Source organism: Streptomyces sp. NPDC021356 (assembly GCF_040641015.1).
Classification (GTDB): domain Bacteria; phylum Actinomycetota; class Actinomycetes; order Streptomycetales; family Streptomycetaceae; genus Streptomyces.
Genome location: NZ_JBFACU010000025.1, coordinates 76,136 through 95,375, shown reverse-complemented (window position 1 = coordinate 95,375; position 19,240 = coordinate 76,136). Strand labels below are relative to the sequence as shown.

General features: G+C 70.7%; 18 protein-coding genes, 1 pseudogene and 1 riboswitch. Of the genes and pseudogenes, 12 read left to right on the top strand and 7 right to left on the bottom strand.

What is annotated here, in order from left to right:
• Positions 1–125: 125 nt before the first annotated feature.
• The 5 genes and pseudogenes from AB0G56_RS29215 to AB0G56_RS29195 form a co-directional block, all read left to right on the top strand.
• Positions 126–956 carry a polysaccharide deacetylase family protein gene (locus AB0G56_RS29215; protein WP_360974772.1) on the top strand — a complete coding sequence of 277 codons (831 nt, stop codon included), beginning with the start codon at positions 126–128 and terminating at the stop codon, positions 954–956.
• Entirely contained in the window at positions 956–2,167 is a 1,212-nt protein-coding gene (locus tag AB0G56_RS29210; protein WP_360974770.1) for a hypothetical protein, read from the top strand. Before AB0G56_RS29215 ends, AB0G56_RS29210 begins: the two co-directional genes overlap by 1 nt.
• A 208-nt stretch (positions 2,168–2,375) precedes the next feature.
• Positions 2,376–3,287: a MerR family transcriptional regulator gene (locus AB0G56_RS29205; protein ID WP_360974767.1), complete on the top strand. Its 912-nt coding sequence runs from the start codon at positions 2,376–2,378 to the stop codon at positions 3,285–3,287.
• Between the two features lie 59 nt (positions 3,288–3,346).
• The gene (locus AB0G56_RS29200; RefSeq protein ID WP_360974764.1) at positions 3,347–3,559 is read left to right on the top strand and encodes an EF-hand domain-containing protein; all 213 of its coding nucleotides are present in this window, start codon (positions 3,347–3,349) and stop codon (positions 3,557–3,559) included.
• Between the two features lie 261 nt (positions 3,560–3,820).
• Positions 3,821–4,483 (top strand): annotated as a pseudogene (locus AB0G56_RS29195) (NAD(P)-binding domain-containing protein); the annotation flags it as partial.
• A gap of 34 nt (positions 4,484–4,517) precedes the next feature.
• On the opposite strand, the gene AB0G56_RS29190 reads toward AB0G56_RS29195, so the two are convergent.
• From AB0G56_RS29190 to gcvT, 7 genes are all read right to left on the bottom strand, one after another.
• Positions 4,518–5,072 carry a GH25 family lysozyme gene (locus tag AB0G56_RS29190; protein ID WP_360974761.1) on the bottom strand — a complete coding sequence of 185 codons (555 nt, stop codon included), beginning with the start codon at positions 5,070–5,072 and terminating at the stop codon, positions 4,518–4,520.
• A gap of 254 nt (positions 5,073–5,326) precedes the next feature.
• Positions 5,327–5,746 (bottom strand): PIN domain nuclease, encoded by a 420-nt coding sequence (locus AB0G56_RS29185; RefSeq protein ID WP_360974758.1) that lies wholly within the window; start codon positions 5,744–5,746, stop codon positions 5,327–5,329.
• A complete protein-coding gene (locus AB0G56_RS29180) occupies positions 5,746–5,940 on the bottom strand; it encodes a type II toxin-antitoxin system VapB family antitoxin (protein ID WP_360974862.1) in 195 nt (64 codons plus the stop codon). The genes AB0G56_RS29185 and AB0G56_RS29180 overlap by 1 nt, the downstream gene beginning before the upstream one ends.
• Positions 5,941–6,463: 523 nt before the next feature.
• Positions 6,464–7,831 (bottom strand): L-serine ammonia-lyase, encoded by a 1,368-nt coding sequence (locus AB0G56_RS29175; RefSeq protein ID WP_360974755.1) that lies wholly within the window; start codon positions 7,829–7,831, stop codon positions 6,464–6,466.
• A 99-nt stretch (positions 7,832–7,930) separates the two neighbouring features.
• Positions 7,931–9,193 (bottom strand): serine hydroxymethyltransferase, encoded by a 1,263-nt coding sequence (glyA, locus tag AB0G56_RS29170; RefSeq protein ID WP_360974752.1) that lies wholly within the window; start codon positions 9,191–9,193, stop codon positions 7,931–7,933.
• Between the two features lie 17 nt (positions 9,194–9,210).
• Complete coding sequence (gene gcvH / locus AB0G56_RS29165; protein ID WP_360974749.1) at positions 9,211–9,588, bottom strand: glycine cleavage system protein GcvH; 378 nt, start codon at positions 9,586–9,588, stop codon at positions 9,211–9,213.
• 109 nt (positions 9,589–9,697) lie between these two features.
• On the bottom strand, positions 9,698–10,825 hold the full coding sequence (gene gcvT, locus AB0G56_RS29160; protein WP_360974746.1) for a glycine cleavage system aminomethyltransferase GcvT: 1,128 nt from the start codon (positions 10,823–10,825) through the stop codon (positions 9,698–9,700).
• Positions 10,826–10,984: 159 nt separating this feature from the next.
• A riboswitch (glycine riboswitch) is annotated at positions 10,985–11,084 on the bottom strand.
• 170 nt (positions 11,085–11,254) lie between these two features.
• Here gcvT and AB0G56_RS29155 point away from each other — a divergent pair.
• The 7 genes from AB0G56_RS29155 to AB0G56_RS29125 all read left to right on the top strand — a co-directional run bounded on the left by AB0G56_RS29155 (position 11,255) and on the right by AB0G56_RS29125 (position 19,219).
• Positions 11,255–11,953, top strand: coding sequence for an AAA family ATPase (locus AB0G56_RS29155; RefSeq protein ID WP_360974743.1), 699 nt, complete (start codon positions 11,255–11,257; stop codon positions 11,951–11,953).
• A gap of 41 nt (positions 11,954–11,994) precedes the next feature.
• The gene (locus tag AB0G56_RS29150; protein ID WP_360974740.1) at positions 11,995–12,798 is read left to right on the top strand and encodes an enhanced serine sensitivity protein SseB; all 804 of its coding nucleotides are present in this window, start codon (positions 11,995–11,997) and stop codon (positions 12,796–12,798) included.
• Between the two features lie 234 nt (positions 12,799–13,032).
• The gene (locus AB0G56_RS29145) at positions 13,033–13,827 is read left to right on the top strand and encodes an enhanced serine sensitivity protein SseB C-terminal domain-containing protein (protein ID WP_360974737.1); all 795 of its coding nucleotides are present in this window, start codon (positions 13,033–13,035) and stop codon (positions 13,825–13,827) included.
• 324 nt (positions 13,828–14,151) lie between these two features.
• A complete protein-coding gene (locus tag AB0G56_RS29140) occupies positions 14,152–15,159 on the top strand; it encodes an ABC transporter permease (protein ID WP_360974734.1) in 1,008 nt (335 codons plus the stop codon).
• Positions 15,160–15,227: 68 nt separating this feature from the next.
• Positions 15,228–17,015, top strand: a complete 1,788-nt coding sequence (locus AB0G56_RS29135; protein ID WP_360974731.1) for an ABC transporter substrate-binding protein — start codon at positions 15,228–15,230, stop codon at positions 17,013–17,015.
• 111 nt (positions 17,016–17,126) lie between these two features.
• On the top strand, positions 17,127–18,125 hold the full coding sequence (locus AB0G56_RS29130; RefSeq protein WP_360974728.1) for an ABC transporter permease: 999 nt from the start codon (positions 17,127–17,129) through the stop codon (positions 18,123–18,125).
• Entirely contained in the window at positions 18,122–19,219 is a 1,098-nt protein-coding gene (locus tag AB0G56_RS29125) for an ABC transporter ATP-binding protein (protein ID WP_360974725.1), read from the top strand. The genes AB0G56_RS29130 and AB0G56_RS29125 overlap by 4 nt, the downstream gene beginning before the upstream one ends.
• Positions 19,220–19,240 lie beyond the last annotated feature (21 nt).

Sequence of the window (19,240 nt, the reverse complement as noted above, 5' to 3'; positions counted from 1 at the left end):
CGGCCAGGGCGGCCCCCTGACCGGGACTCAGCAACCGCTGGGCGGGCGCCCCCGCACCACCTGCCCGACGTTCACCCGGTGGACATCCGGGTGAATCGCCCGTTTTCTTACTCTGCGCCCCTTAAATGGTGCAGGTGACCACCACCGACCGACGCGGTGTGCTGCGGGCCGGTGCCGGACTCGTTGCCGGGGGCGCGCTCGCCGCCGGGTGTTCCTCCGCCGGTACCGCCCCGCACCCCGCCGCGTCCGACACCTCGCCGGGCAGCCCGTCCGGCCCCTCTACCGACGGCGCGTCAGGCTCCCCGCGGTCCGCCGCGCACGCCTCCGCCGCCCCCGCCCCCCGCGCCTTCCCCGGGCAGCCCGCCCAGATCAGCCACGGCCCCCGCGACAAGCCGCACGTCGCCCTCACCTTCCACGGCCAGGGCGACCCGGCGCTCGCCCGCACCCTGCTCACCACGGCCGAGAAACACGGCGCCCGGGTCACCGTGCTCGCCGTCGGCACCTGGCTCGACGCACACCCGGAGATGGCCCGCCGGATCCTCGACGGCGGCCACGACCTCGGCAACCACACCCAGCGCCACCTGTCCGTCAACGACATGTCCGAGGCCGACGCCCGGGCGGAGATCACCGGTTGCGCGGACCGCCTCCAACGGCTCACCGGCTCGATCGGCACCTGGTTCCGGCCCTCGCGCGCCGTCACCGCCTCCCCGCTGGTCGAACGGCTCGCGCGCGTCGCGGGCTACCCGCACGTCCTCTCCTACGACGTCGACTCGCTCGACTACACCTCGCCCGGCGCCGCCGCCGTCACCCGCAACGTGCTGTCCGCGATCCGCGACGGGTCCGTGGTGAGCCTGCACTTCGGCTACCCCGGCACGGCCACCGCCCTTCCCGACCTCCTCACCGAACTCGACCGCCGCGGTCTGCGCGCGGTCACCACCACGGAGCTGCTGAGCTGATGCGTCCCAGTCCCACGTCCGTCTCCCGCCTCACCCGGATCGTCGCCGCCGGCGCCGCCTGCGCCGCACTGGCCGCGCTCTCCGCGTGCAGCAGCGGGGGTTCCGCGCAGCACCACACCGACGAAGCCCTCGGCAGCAAGGCGCCCGCGCGCCCGCAGCAGCCCCGGCAGCAGGCCGCCGACGCCCTGCCCGGCATGCCGCCCGTCCTGGACGCCAAGGACGTCTACGCCGCCGACCGCCCCAACCGGCTCTCCGACGTCGTCAAGGACTTCCCCTCCCGGGTCTACGTCCCCAACACCAACTCCAACACGGTCACGGTCGTCGACCCCCGGACGTACAAGGTCATGGAGACCATCCCGGTGGGCCGCCAGCCCCAGCACGTCGTGCCGTCCTGGGACCTGAAGACGCTGTGGGTCAACAACGACCTCGGCAACTCGCTGACCCCCATCGACCCGAAGACCGGCAAGGCGGGCAAGCCGGTCGACGTGCACGACCCGTACAACCTGTACTTCACGCCGGACGGCAAGTACGCCGTCGTGATGGCCTCCAAGGACCGCCAGCTCGTCTTCCGCGACGCGCACAGCATGGAGCGGGTGAAGACGCTCCCGGTCACCTGCGCCGGGGTCAACCACGCCGACTTCTCCGTCAACGGCCGCTACTTCATCGTCTCCTGCGAGTTCAGCGGCGAACTCCTCAAGGTCGACACGGCGGCCATGAAGGTCGTCGGGCAGCAGAAGCTGGCCTTCCACGGCGCCATGCCGCAGGACGTGAAGATGTCACCCGACGGCAAGAGGTTCTACGTCGCCGACATGGTGGCCGACGGGCTGTGGATCCTGGACGGCGACAGGTTCGGCAAGCCGCAGTTCCTGTACACCGGCAAGGGCGCCCACGGCCTCTACGTCAGCCGCGACTCGCGCGAGATGTACGTCTCCAACCGGGGCGAGGGGACCATCTCGGTCTTCGACTTCGCCCAGCACAAGCTGACCAAGAAGTGGCGCCTGCCGCACGGCGGCAGCCCCGACATGGGCGGTGTCTCCGCCGACGGCACGGTGCTCTGGCTGTCGGGCCGCTACAACTCCGAGGTGTACGCCATCGACACCCGCACCGGCAAGCAGCTCGCCCGCATCAAGGTCGGCAGCGGCCCGCACGGCCTCGCGGTCTACCCGCAGCCGGGCCGCTACTCGCTCGGCCACACCGGCGTCTTCCGCTGACCCGGGCCGCACCCGGCAACAGCGCCTCCGCCCCCACAGGCCGGCAGCCGGCCGCCTGGAACACCCGGGACACCTGGAACGCCCGCGCACGGCGGGCGTTCGCCCCCGTGCCGTACGTCCTGCTCCTCCACCGCCGACACCGTCACGTGCATCCAGCGGGCCTCCGTGCCTTGAGTCTCCACCCGCTGGAAGGCCAAGAATCGCGGACATGACCGATGACAGCACCGGACTCTTCACCATCGGCGAACTGGCGCGGGCCACCGGGCTGACCGTGCGGACCATCCGCTTCTGGTCGGACGAGGGGGCCCTGCCCCCGGTGGCGCGCTCCGCCGGCGGCTACCGCCTGTACGACGCCGCGTCTGTCGCCCGGCTGGAGCTGATCCGCACCCTGCGCGAACTGGGCCTCGGTCTGGAGGACGTGCGCCGGGTCCTGGCGGGGGAGCGGACGGTCGCGGAGGTCGCCGCCGCGCACGTGGCGGCGCTGGACGCGCGGATCCGGTCGCTCAAGGTGACCCGTGCGGTGCTGTCGACCGTGGCACGCCGCGGTTCGAGTGCGGAGGAGACGACCCTCATGAACAGACTGGCACGGCTCTCGGCGGCAGAGCGGCAGCGGATCGTGGACGAGTTCGTGGACGAGGTCTTCCACGGGCTCGACACGGCCGACCCGTGGATCCGCGAGCGGACCCGCAGCCTCGGCGTCAGCCTGCCCGACGAGCCCAGTGCGGCCCAGGTCGACGCGTGGGTGGAACTGGCGGAGCTGCTGCAGAAGCCGGGCTTCCGGGCCGCGATGCGCCAGATGATCGAGTACAACGCCGCCGACCGGGGCCCCGACTCCCCGGCGGGCTCGTCGATGCGGTTCTTCCAGCGGCTGGTCGGGCTGGTCGGCGACGCACGGGCCCGGGGCGTGGCGCCCGGCGACCCCGGGGCGGACACCGTGCTCGTCGAACTGCTGGGGGCGGGGACCGACCGCGCGGCCGTCCTGCGCCGCATCGATATGGGCAACGAGGTCGCCCGTTACCGGGAGTTGGTGTCCGAGATCAAGGGCGAGGAGGCGCCCCCGAGGTACCAGGAGGAGTTCGCCTGGGTGGTCGCGGCACTGAAGGCCTGGCCGGGCCGTTAATCTGACCTGCGTCAGTACGACAGCAAGACAGACCGGAAGCGACACAAAGGGGCGGATCGGTGGCGGACATCGACGAGGCACGCGAGCAGTTCAAGCGGATCGATGCGGACGGTGACGGGTACATCACCGCTGCCGAGTTCAGGTCCGCCCTCGCCCAGGGAGGCGACTGGAACGTCACCGACACGGTGGCGGAGGCGATCATCAAGCAGCGGGACCTCGACGGGGACAAGGTCCTGTCCTTCGACGAGTTCTGGGCCTACCTGAACAAGTGACCCGCACCGGGGGGGCGCACGACGGCTGTCGTGCGCCCCTTCTCCGCATCTGTCACACGGCCCGCGGTGCACCCGGCGCCGGGCCCGTGCGGCCCCGACGGACCCTCGGAGACCGCCCCGCCCCACTGCCCCGGTGACCTGTCCGGCCCACGCCCGGAATAGCCCGCTCCCGGCCGGGGTTGGTGGTGCCTTGCACATGCTGTACGGCAAGGACACGACACCGGTACCGACCTCCGGACCTCCGGAAGAGCGAGGCGAACTGAGATGAAGATCGGCATCATCGGGGCGGGCAACATCGGCGGCAACCTGACGCGGCGGCTCACCGCCCTCGGGCACGACGTCTCCGTCGCGAACTCGCGCGGCCCGCAGACCCTGACCGCGCTGGCCGAGGAGACCGGGGCGACCGCCGTGCGGGTGGAGGAGGCGGCGCACGGCGCCGAGGTCGTCGTGGTCACCGTCCCGCTCAAGGCGGTCCCGGACCTGCCGTCCGGCCTGCTGGCGGGGGCGGCGGACGGCGCGGTCGTGATCGACACCGGCAACTACTACCCCCAGCGGGACGGCCGGATCGCGGCGATCGAGGACGAGGGCCTCACCGAGAGCCGCTGGACCTCGCGGCACCTGGGCCACCCCGTGGTCAAGGCGTTCAACGGCACCTACGCCCAGGATCTCCTGGACCGCCCCCGCCCGGCCGGCGACCCCGGCCGCCTCGCGCTGCCGGTCGCCGGTGACGACGCGGCGGCCAAGGCGAAGGTACGGGCGCTGATCGAGGAACTGGGTTTCGACACGGTGGACTCCGGCACCATCGACGAGTCCTGGCGCCAGCAGCCCGGCACCCCGGTCTACGGGCTGCAGGAGGGCGTCGAAGCCGTCACCAAGGCCCTGGCGGAGGCCTCCCCCGAGCGCCCGGCGGACTTCCGGGCCTGACCGGCCGGAACCGGCCCGCGCCCGCCCCGGGGGCCTACGCGCCCGCCCACTCCCGCAGCGCCGCCGCACTGGAGAAGTTCGCCACGTTCGTGTCGTGGGGGCTGTCGGTGTACTGGTGGAAACGCCATTTGGCCTTGATGCGGGGGTGGCCGGCGGAGACGTAGTCGGCGATCCACAGGCCGTCCCCGGCGTAGGAGGTGGTGTCGACGCTCAGCCAGAAGTGCCGGTTGGTGTAGAGCAACACCCGGTTGTGCGGCCGCAGTTGCTTCACCTTGCGGATGAAGGAGTCCTTCTCCGCGTTGGAGGCGTGGGTTCCCTCGCCGGTGGTCTCCCAGTCGACGGCGAGGACGTCGCCCCGCTTCTCGGGGGCGTGGGAGAGGAAGTACTCGGCCTGGGCCGTGATGTTGCCGGGCCACAGGAAGTGGTAGAAGCCGACGACCAGATGGGCGTCGCGGCCGTGCTTGGCCTGGGCGGCGAGCCTGGAGTTGACGTACGAACGGCCCTCCGTCGCCTTGATGAAGACGAAGGAGAGGCCGTCCGTGCCGTAGGTGGAGGACTGGTACGCGCTCACGTCGATGCCGTGCAGCATGCAAACTCCCTGAGGGAACCGTGGGGGGAGGAGTCGTCGCTTGAGTTCTGCCCCACTTCGGTACGTTCGATCCCTCCAGGGTGTTCGAACATCAGCCCAGGCCGGAGCGCGCGGCGCGCGCGCCGGGCCGCACGGCGGTGCGGCGCCGGGCGGTGGCCTGGAGTCCGGGCCTTCGGCACGCACACGATCGCCGATGTCGAGGCCGGCACGCTCCCCGCAGGAGTCAGTGGTCTCCACTGCGGTCTCAGTAGCGTTCAGCGGTCGGCGATGCCTGGTGGCACGACCCACTCGGTGGGCTGGCCGGTGAGGGAAGCGATCATGTCGAAGTCGCCGTCGTAGTGGAGTACGGTCAGCCGGTTCAGCTCCGCTGTGGCGGCGATGAGGAGGCCGGGGAGTGACAGTGCCCGGTGGAAGCCTGCGTTGAGCGCGTGGCGCTGGACCTCCAGGGCGCGAGCGAAAGTGCGGCCGTCACTGCGCAGGTAGTCGAAGGCGTGGAGCCAGGTGCTGATGCGCGTTGCCTCGGCGGCGTCCCGGGCCGAGTGGATCATCTCGTACTCGGTGGGCTCGCAGACTGCGAGCAGGCAGCGTTCGTGGAGGGGCTCGAGTACCTCCCTGACGCCGGGTTTCGTCCAGCGCGCCAGAGCGGACTCGTCGATCAGGTAGCGGTCCTGCATCAGGCGGCTCGGCCACCCTCGCGCTTGAGGGTTCCGTCGGCGTTCCGAGGGCCGGTGCTCTCGATGATCTCGCTGAAGTCGAAGTCGCCGGCGTCCATGGCGTCGAAGCCTTCCTGTCGCAGGTGCCGTTTGACGGCGTCCTCCATGGCGAGGCGTACGGCCTGAGCTTTTGTCTTGGTGTCGAAGATCCGCAGGTCTGCTGGAGTGTGGTCCGACGGTGGGCCGCTCGTTCGGGTGAACTGCGGTCTGCGGGGACTGTCTGCGCCTGCAGCGGTGAGCTACCTCCAGTAGGCGGGTGCGGCTCTCATTCGAACTGGGCGAGCAGCAGGCCGCCCATGAGGACGAAGCGCCCCCGGCCCAGGGGTGATGAGGCCAGGCGGTAGAGAAACCGTTCGAGGATGTACTCGACCATGACCTCGCCGTGGACCGGCTGTTGCGGCGGGCCAGGTTGCGCAGGTTGTTTACGTGGCCGGCGGTGGCGCCGCGGGTGGGGTTGACCATCAGGCGAGCGCCGCATCTACGGCGGTGCGGACGATGGAGAGAGCGTCCAACTCGCCCGCGATGGGCTGGAGTCGCCGACGTCGCCGCGTCCGCTCCGACGCAGGCAGGGGCCGAGCGCGGGATGGCGAGGGTCTCACCCAGGGACTTTCCGTCACGTGAGCAGGGAAGGCCCTGACAGCGCTGAAAGACACGAACGCGCTGTTCAGGGCCTGTTTCCTAGCACTCGATGATGTTCACCGCGAGCCCGCCGCGCGCCGTCTCCTTGTACTTCACCGACATGTCCGCGCCGGTGTCCTTCATGGTCTTGATGACCTTGTCCAGGGACACCTTGTGGGAGCCGTCGCCGCGCAGGGCCATGCGGGCGGCGGTGACGGCCTTGACGGCGGCCATGCCGTTGCGTTCGATGCACGGGATCTGGACGAGACCGCCGACGGGGTCGCAGGTCAGGCCGAGGTTGTGCTCCATGCCGATCTCTGCGGCGTTCTCGACCTGTTCGGGCGTGCCGCCCATCACCTCGGCGAGCGCCCCGGCCGCCATCGAGCAGGCCGAGCCGACCTCGCCCTGGCAGCCGACCTCGGCACCGGAGATGGAGGCGTTCTCCTTGAACAGCATGCCGATGGCGCCGGCCGCCAGCAGGAAGCGGACCACGCCCTCCTCGTCGGCGCCGGGCACGAAGTTGAGGTAGTAGTGCAGGACGGCGGGGATGATGCCGGCCGCGCCGTTCGTCGGAGCGGTGACCACCCGGCCGCCTGCCGCGTTCTCCTCGTTCACGGCCATCGCGTACAGCGTGATCCACTCCATGGCGCGGGCGGCGGCGTCGCCCTCGGCGCGCAGCTGGCGCGCGGTGACCGCCGCGCGGCGGCGCACCTTGAGGCCGCCGGGCAGTATGCCCTCACGGCTCATGCCGCGCGTCACGCACGCCTGCATCACCCGCCAGATCTCCAGCAGGCCCTCGCGGATCTCCTCCTCGGAGCGCCAGGCCCGCTCGTTCTCCAGCATCAGCGCGGAGATCGACAGGCCGGTCTCCCGGGTCAGGCGCAGCAGCTCGTCGCCCGTGCGGAAGGGGTACTTCAGCACCGTGTCGTCCAGCTTGATGCGGTCCGCGCCCACCGCGTCCTCGTCGACGACGAAGCCGCCGCCCACCGAGTAGTACGTCTTGGTGAGCAGCTCGGCGCCCGAGGCGTCGTACGCCCACAGGGCCATGCCGTTGGCGTGGTAGGGGAGGGCCTTCCTGCGGTGCAGGACCATGTCGTCGTCGAAGGAGAACGCGATCCCGTGCTCGCCGAGCAGGTTCAGGCGGCCGGCGGCCTTGATCCGCTCCACCCGCTCGTCCGCCGTCTCCACGTCCACCGTGCGCGGCGAGTCGCCCTCCAGGCCCAGCAGCACCGCCTTCGGTGTGCCGTGGCCGTGGCCGGTCGCGCCGAGGGAGCCGTACAGCTCCGCGCGCAGCGACGCGGTCCGCTCCAGCACACCCTCGCTGCGCAGCCGGCGGGCGAACATGCGTGCCGCGCGCATCGGGCCGACCGTGTGGGAGCTGGACGGGCCGATGCCGATCGAGAACAGGTCGAAGACCGAGATGGCCACGGGGACTCCTCAATGCGGGGGTGGTGCGAGGGGACGGGAAGAGGGCGGGCGGCGTGCGGGCGCCGGGGTCACCGGCGCCCGCGCCCTGCTGCCGGTGACTTACTTGTTCAGTCCCGCGTACAGCGGGTGCTTGTCGGCCAGGGCCTTCACCCGGGCCTTGAGGACCTCGGCGTCGTAGGACGGCTTCAGCGCCAGGGCGATCACGTCCGCGACCTCGGCGAAGTCCTCGGCCGTGAAGCCGCGGGTGGCCAGGGCCGGGGTGCCGATGCGCAGTCCTGAGGTGACCATCGGCGGCCGCGGGTCGTTCGGGACGGCGTTGCGGTTGACCGTGATCCCGACCTCGTGGAGGCGGTCCTCGGCCTGTTGGCCGTCCAGCTCCGAGTCGCGCAGGTCCACCAAAACCAGGTGCACGTCCGTGCCCCCGGACAGCACGTCCACGCCGACCGCCTTGGCGTCCTCCTGGACCAGGCGCTCGGCCAGGATGCGGGCGCCCTCCAGGGTACGCCGCTGGCGCTCCTTGAAGTCGTCGCTCGCGGCGACCTTGAACGCGACCGCCTTGGCGGCGATCACGTGCTCCAGCGGGCCACCCTGCTGACCGGGGAAGACCGCGGAGTTGATCTTCTTGGCGAGTTCGGCCGTGGACAGGATCACACCGCCGCGCGGGCCGCCCAGCGTCTTGTGGGTCGTGGTGGTGACCACGTGGGCGTGCGGCACCGGGTTGGGGTGCAGGCCCGCCGCGACCAGACCGGCGAAGTGCGCCATGTCGACCATCAGGTACGCGCCGACCTCGTCCGCGATCCGGCGGAACGCGGCGAAGTCGAGCTGCCGCGGGTACGCCGACCAGCCGGCCACGATCAGCTTCGGCTTCTTCTCCTTGGCCAGCCGCTCCACCTCGGCCATGTCGACCTGACCGTCCTCGCCCACGTGGTAGGCGACGACGTCGTAGAGCTTGCCGGAGAAGTTGATCTTCATGCCGTGGGTCAGGTGCCCGCCGTGCGCGAGGTTCAGGCCCATGATCGTGTCGCCCGGCTTGAGCAGGGCGAACATCGCCGCCGCGTTGGCCTGGGCGCCGGAGTGCGGCTGCACGTTGGCGTGCTCGGCGCCGAACAGCGCCTTGACCCGGTCGATCGCGATCTGCTCGACCACGTCGACGTGCTCGCAGCCGCCGTAGTAGCGGCGGCCCGGGTAGCCCTCGGCGTACTTGTTGGTGAGGACCGAGCCCTGCGCCTCCATGACCGCGACCGGGGCGAAGTTCTCCGAGGCGATCATCTCCAGCGTGGACTGCTGGCGGTGCAGCTCGGCGTCGACCGCGGCGGCCACGTCCGGGTCGAGTTCGTGCAGGGGCGTGTTGAGAACAGTCATCTGGGTCCCTTTGCTCCTCAGCCGGCGTTCTGGGCGCTGTACTCGTCGGCGGAGAGCAGGTCGGCCGGCTCCTCCGACAGGCGCACCTTGAACAGCCAGCCGCCCTCGAAGGGCGCGGAGTTCACCAGGGACGGGTCGTCCACCACGTCCTGGTTGATCTCGGTGATCTCACCGCTGACCGGGGAGTACAGGTCGGAGACCGACTTGGTCGACTCCAGCTCGCCGCAGGTCTCGCCCGCGGTCACCGTGGAGCCCACCGCCGGGAGGTCGGCGTAGACGACATCGCCGAGCGCGTTGGCCGCGAACTCGGTGATGCCGACCGTCGCCACGCCGTCCTCGGCGGGCGACAGCCACTCGTGCTCCTTGCTGTAGCGCAGCTGCTGGGGGTTGTTCATGGCCTGAATTCTCCTGTACGCGGGGGAGTGCTGGTGAATGAGGGACTGCGCAGGGCGTGCGTGACCGGGGCGATGTGCCCCACGTCACCCCTGACCGGTGACGACGGCGTCACTTCCGCCGCTTGTAGAAGGGCAGCGCCACGACTTCGAGGGGCTCGTGGTTGCCCCGGATGTCCACGCCGACACCGGCCGTGCCCGGCGCGGCGTGCGCGGCGTCGACGTACGCCATGGCGATCGGCCTGCCCAGGGTCGGGGAGGGGGCGCCGGAGGTGACCTCGCCGACGACCTCGCCGCCGGCGACGACGGAGTAGCCCGCGCGCGGGATGCGGCGGCCCTCGCAGACGAGGCCGACCAGGACGCGCGGGGGTGCCTGCTCGGCGCGCTCGGCGGCGGCGAGCAGCGCCTCACGCCCGACGAAGTCGCCCTCCTTCTCGAACTTGACCACCCGGCCCAGCCCCGCGTCGAACGGGGTCAGTTCCTCGGTCAGCTCGTGCCCGTACAGCGGCATGCCCGCCTCCAGGCGCAGCGTGTCGCGGCAGGACAGGCCGCAGGGGACCAGGCCGGCGCTCTCCCCGGCCTTCGTCAGCGCCTGCCACAGCTCCACGGCGTGCTCGGGCTTCACGAACAGCTCGAAGCCGTCCTCGCCGGTGTAGCCGGTGCGCGCGATCAGCGCGGGCACGCCCGCGACGGTGCCCGGCAGGCCGGCGTAGTACTTCAGGCCGTCCAGGTCGGAGTCGGTCAACGACTTGAGGATGCCGGGGGACTCCGGGCCCTGCACGGCGATCAGGGCGTAGGCGTCGCGGTCGTCGCGGACCTCGGCGTCGAAGCCGGCCGCCCGCCCGGTGAGCGCGTCCAGCACCACCTGCGCGTTGGAGGCGTTCGCGACGACCATGTACTCGGTCTCGGCCAGCCGGTAGACGATCAGGTCGTCCAGGATGCCGCCGTCCTCGCGGCAGATCATGGTGTAGCGGGCCCGGCCGACGCCGACGGAGGCGATGTTGCCGACCAGGGCGTGGTTCAGCAGGGCGGCTGCCTGCGGGCCGGTCACCGTGATCTCACCCATGTGGGACAGGTCGAAGAGACCGGCCTTCGTGCGCACGGCGACGTGCTCGTCGCGCTCGGAGCCGTAGCGCAGCGGCATGTCCCAGCCGGCGAAGTCGGTCATCGTCGCGCCGAGCGAACGGTGCACCGCGTCGAGTGCGGTACGGCGGAGCGGACGGGACGCGGAACTGCTCATCGGTCGGTCTCCCAGGAAGGAACGGGCGAGGACAGGTCGGGTGTCCTCCCCATCTGTCATCGGAACCTGAGAGGTTCGCCATGACCGCCGTCGGACGGACGGGCACGGCTTGCACCTTGGGTGGAGCCACTGCGGCAGCGGCCCGCTTTTCAGATGTGCCTCGCCCGCGCGGTACGGGGCCTGAGAGATTCAAGGGAGGGACTTGCTCCTTCGGCGCCCCGGGCAGACGTACTGCCGGGGACTCTCCCGCGCGGATTCAAGCGGCCGGTATGCAGTTGGCGCGGACATCATCGCACGCCCGGACTCTTCGCGGCAGGCCGGATCTGTAACCGGCCTGTGGCAGAACGCGCACGCAAACGGCAGACCCGCGTATTACCTTCTCTTTACACTCAAGGGGGAGGTGAACCGTCACCACCCCCGGGGAGGACGATGACGGTGAACAGGACAGCGCCGGCGTACGCGACGACCCGGACCCCCGCCCTGCCCGCACGGCCGCCGGCCGCCGGCCGCGCCCACCGCGGCGAGCGCACCGCGCCCGTCGTCCGCGACCTGCGGCAGCGGGCCGGCCGCACCCCGCACGCCCTGCTCTTCGGCCCCCGCGACCTGGTCGTGGTCACCGGCCTGCCCGGCAGCGGCAAGACCACGCTGATGCGCCGCGCGGCCCGTGGCGCACGGATCGACTCCGAGGACACCCGCGACCGCTGGGACGCCCGCCTGGCCGGCCCTCTCCCGTACGCCCTGTACCGCCCCCTGGTCCGCCTCGCCCACTACGCCGCGCTGCGCCGCGCCCTGCGCACCGGCGAGGGCGTCGTGGTCCACGACTGCGGTACCCAGGCCTGGGTCCGCGCCTGGCTCGCCCGCACCGCCCACCGGCGCGGCGGCGCCCTCCACCTGCTCCTGCTGGACGTGGCGCCCGCCGCCGCCCGCTGCGGCCAGCGCGAGCGCGGCCGGGGCGTCTCCCGCTACGCCTTCTGGCGCCACCGCAGGGCCGCAGCCCGCCTGGTCGCCGCCGTGGAGCGCGGTGAGCTGCCCCGGGGGTGCGACGCGGCGGTCCTGCTGGACCGGGAGGCGGCGGCCGGTCTGCGGCGGATCGGGTTCACCGGCCCGCCCGGCGGCGGCACCCGTTAGCCTTTCCGTCACAGCAGTGGTTCCCAGCAGGCGGTAGGCAGATGGACTTCCCGGCGGACTTCTCCGCGGACTTTCCGGGGGACTTCCCGGCACAGGCGCACCCCCACCCGCACGGCGGGTGGCCCGGCAACGAACTGGAGGAAGTGCTCTCCGCCGCCCTCGGCATCCCGACGGCCGGCGGCCGGATCATCGAGGTCCTGGGCCGCAGCTTCCTGTGGGTCCCGCTCCCGAGCGGCGGCGGCCCGCACAGCGGCCCGCTCGACCTGCCCACCCTGGAGATCGAGGGCCAGGCCTACGTACCGGTCTTCAGCTCCGAGGAGCAGCTGCGCCAGGTCGCCGGCCACCACATGGCGTTCACCGTCGCGCCCGCCGTCGAGTTCGCGCGGGGACTGCCCGCCCAGGTCGGCATCGCGCTGAACCCGGACGGCGTGGCCGGTCTCCCGCTGCCCCCGCAGGCCGTGGCCGAACTGTGCCGGGCCGGGCGCACCGAACTGGACGGCCCCGCCGGCGGCGGCCGGGTGCGCCTCTACGAACCCGACTGGCAGGACGACCCGGTGGACTTCCTGTCCGCCGCCGGTACCGAGTTCGCCGCCACCGGCGTGGTCCGCACCGCCCGCCGCTGCCTGGCCGCCGTCGAGACGGCCGACCCGGTCATGTTCGTCGGGGTCGAGCTGTCCCAGTGGGACGACGACCTGCGCAGCCGCCCGCTGGACGCGCTGGGCCGCGCCCTGGCCAAGGCACCCACCCCCTGGCCGGTCAACCTCGTCCTCCTGGACATCACGGACGACCCGGTGGCCGAATGGATGCGCGAAAGGGTCCGGCCGTTCTACGAGTCGGGTCACTGAGGCACCCCGTGCGGGCGGCGCCGCCCGACCCGCGCCGCCGCACCGCGGGGCCGAGCCCGGCCTAGCGTGCCCGCCGTCCCGCGACCACGGCACGCACCGCGCCGCACGGGCGGCCTTAAGCTAGGCCCTGCCGTCGTGTTCCCGTCCGACCCGCGCTCCGGGCGGACGACGGGAAGGCGACGACAGGACCCAGGTCCACAGCTCGGTCGGAGCACGACGAAGGGGCGGTAGAAGGTGAGCGCCAGCGGCACCACGGCCGGGCACGTGGAGCAGATGCTCCGCCAGGTGACACCCGGGCGGTACGACGCCTACGAGGCGCTGCTGCGCACCCTCGCGACCCCCTCCTCCGGCCAGGTCTGGATGCTGCTGTGGCACGGCCAGGCCGGTTCCCCCGACGCCCAGTACGGCCACATGGAGGTCGACGGCCACGGCTACGCGCCCTGTGTCACCTCCGCCCAGGAGCTGTCGGCGAGCGGCTGGATGCGCTCCTACGAGGTGGTCGACGGGCTCGACGTCGCCCGCACGCTCTACCCCGACCACTACGGCCTCTGGCTCAATCCGCACGCCCCGGGCGGTGGCGTCGGCATCCCCTGGCTGGACCTGCGCCGCATGGCCGCCGGCCTGGACCGCCAGCCCGCCGGGCCGCTGCGGCTCTCCGAACCGGCCGTCGAGATCCCGCAGTTCTACGCGCTGCTCACCCAGGCCGCCCACCGCACCCCCGCGCTGCGCTCGCTGCGCCGCGCCTGGGTGCAGCCCGCCGTCGGAGCGCCGTACCTGGCCATCGGCCTGGACGTGTACGACACCTCGCCGCCGGCCGTCGACTCGGTGCGGGCGATGATGCAGCAGTCCATGACGGCCGTCCCGGACGGGCTGCCGGTCTCGACCGTGGTGATGTCGGACGAGTTCGACCCCGTGGCGATGTGGCTGCGTGCCAACTCCCGCCCGTTCTACGACCGCGAGTCGCACGCGGTGGCCGGCCCCCCCGCGGTGGGCGGGTACGGCTACCCGCCGGCCGCCACCGGACACTGATCCGGAACCGCACGTTCCGTCCGGCGGCGAGCAAGGGACCCCGAGCCTGTCTGCGCGCGTAGATGAGGGCGGAAGGTCCGATTCTGCGGGAGAAAGACCCAACTGGCCCGCGTCCGACCCCCGTTACCCAACGTCCGGATAACGGAACCCCTCTACCCGCATCACGTTTGCGCATCCTTTCACCGTCAAGTCTGGCAACAGATCGCCCGCGCGTTGAAGACTCCCGCAACAAGGGGCGTTCGCCCCTGTGTACGACGGACTGACGATGCCGCCACAGCGGCAAGTGCGGGCCGGCTACCGCCGGTTGAGAGGGGTCCCTGCCTAATGACGGCACCATTGCACGAGCCGACCGCCGAAGCGGCCCCCAGCGCGGCCGATGAGGCGGCGGTGGCCACCACGGGCGCCAAGGCCGTCCAGGGCCGCTCCCTGGGCCGGATCGCCTGGGAGCGGCTGAAGCGGGACAAGCTCGCCCTGACGGGCGGTGTGGTCGTGCTCCTCCTCATCGTCGTCGCGCTGCTCGCGCCCGTGCTCGCGAAGCTGATCGGGCAGGACCCGAACGCCTACCACGAGAACCTGATCGACCCGCTCTTCGGTACGCCCACCGGATCCCTGGGCGGCATCGGCGGCGACCACCTCCTGGGCGTCGAGCCGGTCAACGGCCGCGACATCTTCGCCCGCATCCTCTACGGCGCGCAGATCTCGCTCCTGGTGGGCTTCCTGTCCGCCCTGGTCGCCGTCGTGCTCGGCACGGTCCTCGGTATCCTCGCGGGCTTCTTCGGCGGCTGGGTGGACGCGACCATCAGCCGTGTCATGGACGGGCTGCTCGCCTTCCCGCAGCTGCTCTTCATCATCGCGCTCGTCTCGGTCATGCCCAGTGACATGCTGGGTCTGACCGGCTCCAGCGTGCGCGTGTTCGTGATGATCCTGGTCATCGGTTTCTTCGGCTGGCCCTACATCGGCCGTGTGGTGCGCGGCCAGACGCTCTCGCTGAGGGAACGCGAATACGTCGAGGCGGCGCGGTCGCTGGGCGCCGGGCGGTTCTACATCCTGTTCAAGGAACTGCTGCCCAACCTGGTCGCTCCCATCATCGTGTACACGACGATGATGATCCCGACGAACATCCTCACCGAGGCGGCACTCAGCTTCCTGGGCGTGGGCGTGAAGCCTCCGACGGCGTCCTGGGGACAGATGCTGTCGAGCGCGATCGACTACTACGACTCGGACCCCATGTACATGGTGATCCCCGGCGTGGCGATCTTCATCACCGTCCTTGCCTTCAACCTCTTCGGCGACGGCGTGCGCGACGCGCTGGACCCCAAGGGCTCCCGCTGAACCGCCGTATCCAAGCGACCCGTGGCGCATGCACGGGGTCTCTCATCTATTCCGGAGGAACCGAGATCGTGACTACCCAACGCACCTCAGGGCGGCGCAAGCAGGCACTGGCCGCTGCGGCCGTGGTCGCAGGGCTGCTGACCACGGCGGCGTGCGGCGGCGGAGGCGGCAGCGACTCGAAGAGCGGCGCCGCCGGCTTCGACGCGGCGAACAACAAGGTCGTCAACGCCGCGAAGGTCAAGAAGGGCGGCGAGCTGAAGTTCGCCGGCACCCAGGACGCCGACTCGTGGGACACCACACGCGGTTACTACGGCTTCATGTGGGACTTCTCGCGCTACTACAGCCGTCAGCTGCTCACCTACTCGACCGCGCCGGGAGCCGGGGGCGCCAAGCTCACGCCGGACCTGGCGGCGGACATGGGCAAGGTCACCGACGGCGGCAAGACGTACACCTTCACGCTGCGCGAGGGGAGCACCTGGGAGGACGGCAAGCCGATCACCTCCAAGGACATCAAGTACGGCATCGAGCGGGTCTGGGCGCAGGACGTCCTGTCCGGCGGCCCGATCTACCTCCAGCAGGCGCTCGACCCCAAGAAGACCTACCAGGGCCCGTACAAGGACAAGGCCGCCGACCACCTGGGTCTGAAGGCGATCGACACGCCGGACGACAAGACGATCGTCTTCCACCTGCCCACGGCGAACTCCGACTTCATCCAGATGCTGGCGCTGACCTCGGCGTCGCCGGTCCGCCAGGACAAGGACACCAAGTCGCAGTACGGCCTGCACCCGTTCTCCTCCGGCCCGTACAAGTTCGAGTCGTACTCCCCGGGCAAGAGCCTCGTGCTGGTCCGCAACACCAACTGGAAGGCGTCCTCGGACCCCGTCCGCAAGGCGTACCCGGACAAGGTGTCGCTCAAGCTCTTCACCAACGCCAACGACCTGGACCAGCGCCTGATCAACGGCGACTACGACCTGGACCTCAGCCAGACCGGTCTGTCGCCGCAGGGCCGCCAGATCGCCCTGAAGCAGCACAAGGGCAACCTGGACAACCCGGTCTCCGGCTTCATCCGCTACGCGGTCTTCCCGCAGAGCGTCAAGCCGTTCAACAACGAGCACTGCCGCAAGGCCGTGATCTACGGCGCCGACCACGTGTCGCTGCAGACCGCGCGCGGCGGCCCGATCGCCGGTGGTGACATCGGCACGAACATGCTCCCGCCGTCCGTCGCCGGTGGCGAGGGCCAGAAGTACGACCCGTACCAGCTCGCCGGCGCGGGCAAGAACGGCGACGCCGCCAAGGCCAAGGAAGAGCTGAAGGCCTGCGGTCAGCCGAGCGGCTTCAAGACCACCATCGCGGTCCGGAACAACAAGCCGGTCGAGGTGGCCACCGCCCAGTCCCTGCAGGCGTCGCTGAAGAAGGTCGGCATCACCGCCGACATCTACCAGTACGACGGCTCGCAGACCGCCGGCATCATCGGCAGCCCCTCGAACGTGCAGAGCAAGAAGTTCGGCATCATCATCATGGGCTGGGGCCCGGACTTCCCGACCGTCCAGGGCTACGGCGTGCCGCTGTGGGACAGCCGCTACATCCTGCAGAGCGGCAACAACAACTACGCCCTGATCAAGGACAAGTCGGTCGACGGCCTGTTCGACCAGTACAACACCACGCTGGACGAGGCGAAGAAGGCGCAGCTCGCCACCCAGATCAACCACAAGGTCATGGAGGGCGGCTACTACCTGCCCTTCACCTTCGAGAAGCTGCTCAACTGGCGCTCGACGCGCCTGGGCAACGTGTACACGACGAACGCGTACAGCGGGTACTACGACTTCGTCAACCTCGGCCTGACCTCCACGAAGTAAACCCGGCACACCCGCCGAACGGCACGAAAGGCAGGTGAAGGCCGGCGCGGCGTGAGCGCGGTCCCGCCGGAAGATCTCCGGCGGGCCGCGGTCCGCGGCGGGCCGTAAGCTGTGCTCGCTTACCTCATCAGGCGGCTGTTCGCCGCCGCAGTGATGCTGGTGGTCATCATCGTGGTGGTCTTCTGCATCTTCTTCCTCGTCCCCAAGTGGGCGGGCGTCGACATCGCCCTGAGTTTCGTGGGCAAACAGGCCGACCCGGCCGCCGTCGAAGGGGTCCGGCAGAAACTGGACCTGGGGGCCCCGGTCTACACCCAGGTCTGGCACTTCTTCCAGGGAATCTTCGCGGGCCGCACCTACTCGGGCGGCGGCAGCGTCACCCACTGCCCCGCGCCGTGCTTCGGCTACTCCTTCAAGAGCGAGCAGGCCATCTGGCCGGTGCTGACCGACCGCTTCCCGGTGACCCTGGCCCTCGCGCTCGGTGCCGCGGTGCTGTGGCTCGTCTTCGGTGTCGCCGCCGGTGTGCTCTCCGCCCTCAAGCGGGGCAGCATCTGGGACCGCAGCGCGATGGTCGTCGCCCTCAGCGGCGTCTCGCTGCCCATCTACTTCACCGGCATGCTCTCGATGGCGATCTTCGTCTTCGGACTGAAGCTGTTCAAGGGCCAGTACGTGCCGATCAGCGAGAGCTTCACCGGCTGGTTCGGCGGCATGATCCTGCCCTGGATCACCCTCGCCTTCCTCTACGCCGCGATGTACGCGCGCATCACCCGGGCCACCATGCTGGAGGTCCTCGGTGAGGACTACATCCGCACCGCCCGCGCCAAGGGCCTGCGCGAGCAGACCGTCATCGGCAAGCACGCCATGCGCTCGACGATGACGCCGATCCTGACCATGCTCGGCATGGACCTCGGCGCCCTGATCGGCGGCGCGATCCTGACCGAGACGACGTTCAGCCTGCCCGGCCTCGGCCAGGCCGTGCTCAACGGCATCAGGAACCAGGACCTGCCCATCATCCTGGGCGTCACCCTGATCACCTCGCTCGCGGTGCTCATCGCCAACCTCGTGGTGGACGTCCTGTACGCCGTGATCGACCCCCGAGTGAGGCTCGCATGACCGAACTCAGCAAGACGGGAGCCGCCGTGGGCGAGCCCACCGCCGCCTCGGCCGCCCCGAGCGCCTTCCTGGAAGTGCGCGACCTGAAGGTGCACTTCCCCACCGACGACGGCCTGGTCAAGTCCGTCGACGGACTCAGCTTCAAGCTGGAGAAGGGCAAGACCCTCGGCATCGTGGGCGAGTCCGGCTCCGGCAAGTCGGTGACCTCGCTGGGCATCATGGGCCTGCACACCGCCGGCCAGTACGGCAAGCGCAAGGCGCAGATCTCCGGCGAGATCTGGCTGGACGGCACCGAGCTGCTGTCCGCCGACCCCGACCACGTGCGCAAGCTGCGCGGCCGGCAGATGGCGATGATCTTCCAGGACCCGCTCTCCGCGCTGCACCCGTACTACACGATCGGCCAGCAGATCGTGGAGGCGTACCGCATCCACCACGACGTCGACAAGAAGACCGCGCGCAAGCGTGCGGTCGAGATGCTCGACCGGGTGGGCATCCCGCAGCCCGACAAGCGCGTGGACAACTACCCGCACGAGTTCTCCGGCGGTATGCGCCAGCGCGCGATGATCGCGATGTCGCTGGTCAACAACCCCGAACTGCTCATCGCGGACGAGCCGACCACCGCCCTGGACGTCACCGTCCAGGCGCAGATCCTCGACCTCATCCGGGACCTGCAGAAGGAGTTCGGCTCCGCGGTCATCGTCATCACCCACGACCTGGGCGTCGTCGCCGAACTCGCCGACGACATCCTCGTGATGTACGGCGGCCGGTGCGTGGAGCGCGGTCCGGCCGAAGAGGTGTTCTACGAGCCCCGCCACCCCTACACCTGGGGGCTGCTCGGCTCGATGCCGCGCCTGGACCGGGAGCAGCAGGAGCGGCTCATCCCCGTCAAGGGGTCCCCGCCCTCCCTGATCAACGTCCCCTCCGGCTGCGCCTTCAACCCGCGCTGCCCGTACGCCGACGTACCCAAGGACAACGTGACCCGCACGGTGCGCCCCGAGCTGACCGAGGTGGGCAGCGGGCACTGGGCCGCCTGCCACATGTCGCAGGAGCAGCGGGAGCGGATCTGGACCGAAGAGATTGCGCCGAAGCTGTGAGCGAGAACGCCAAGGACAAGG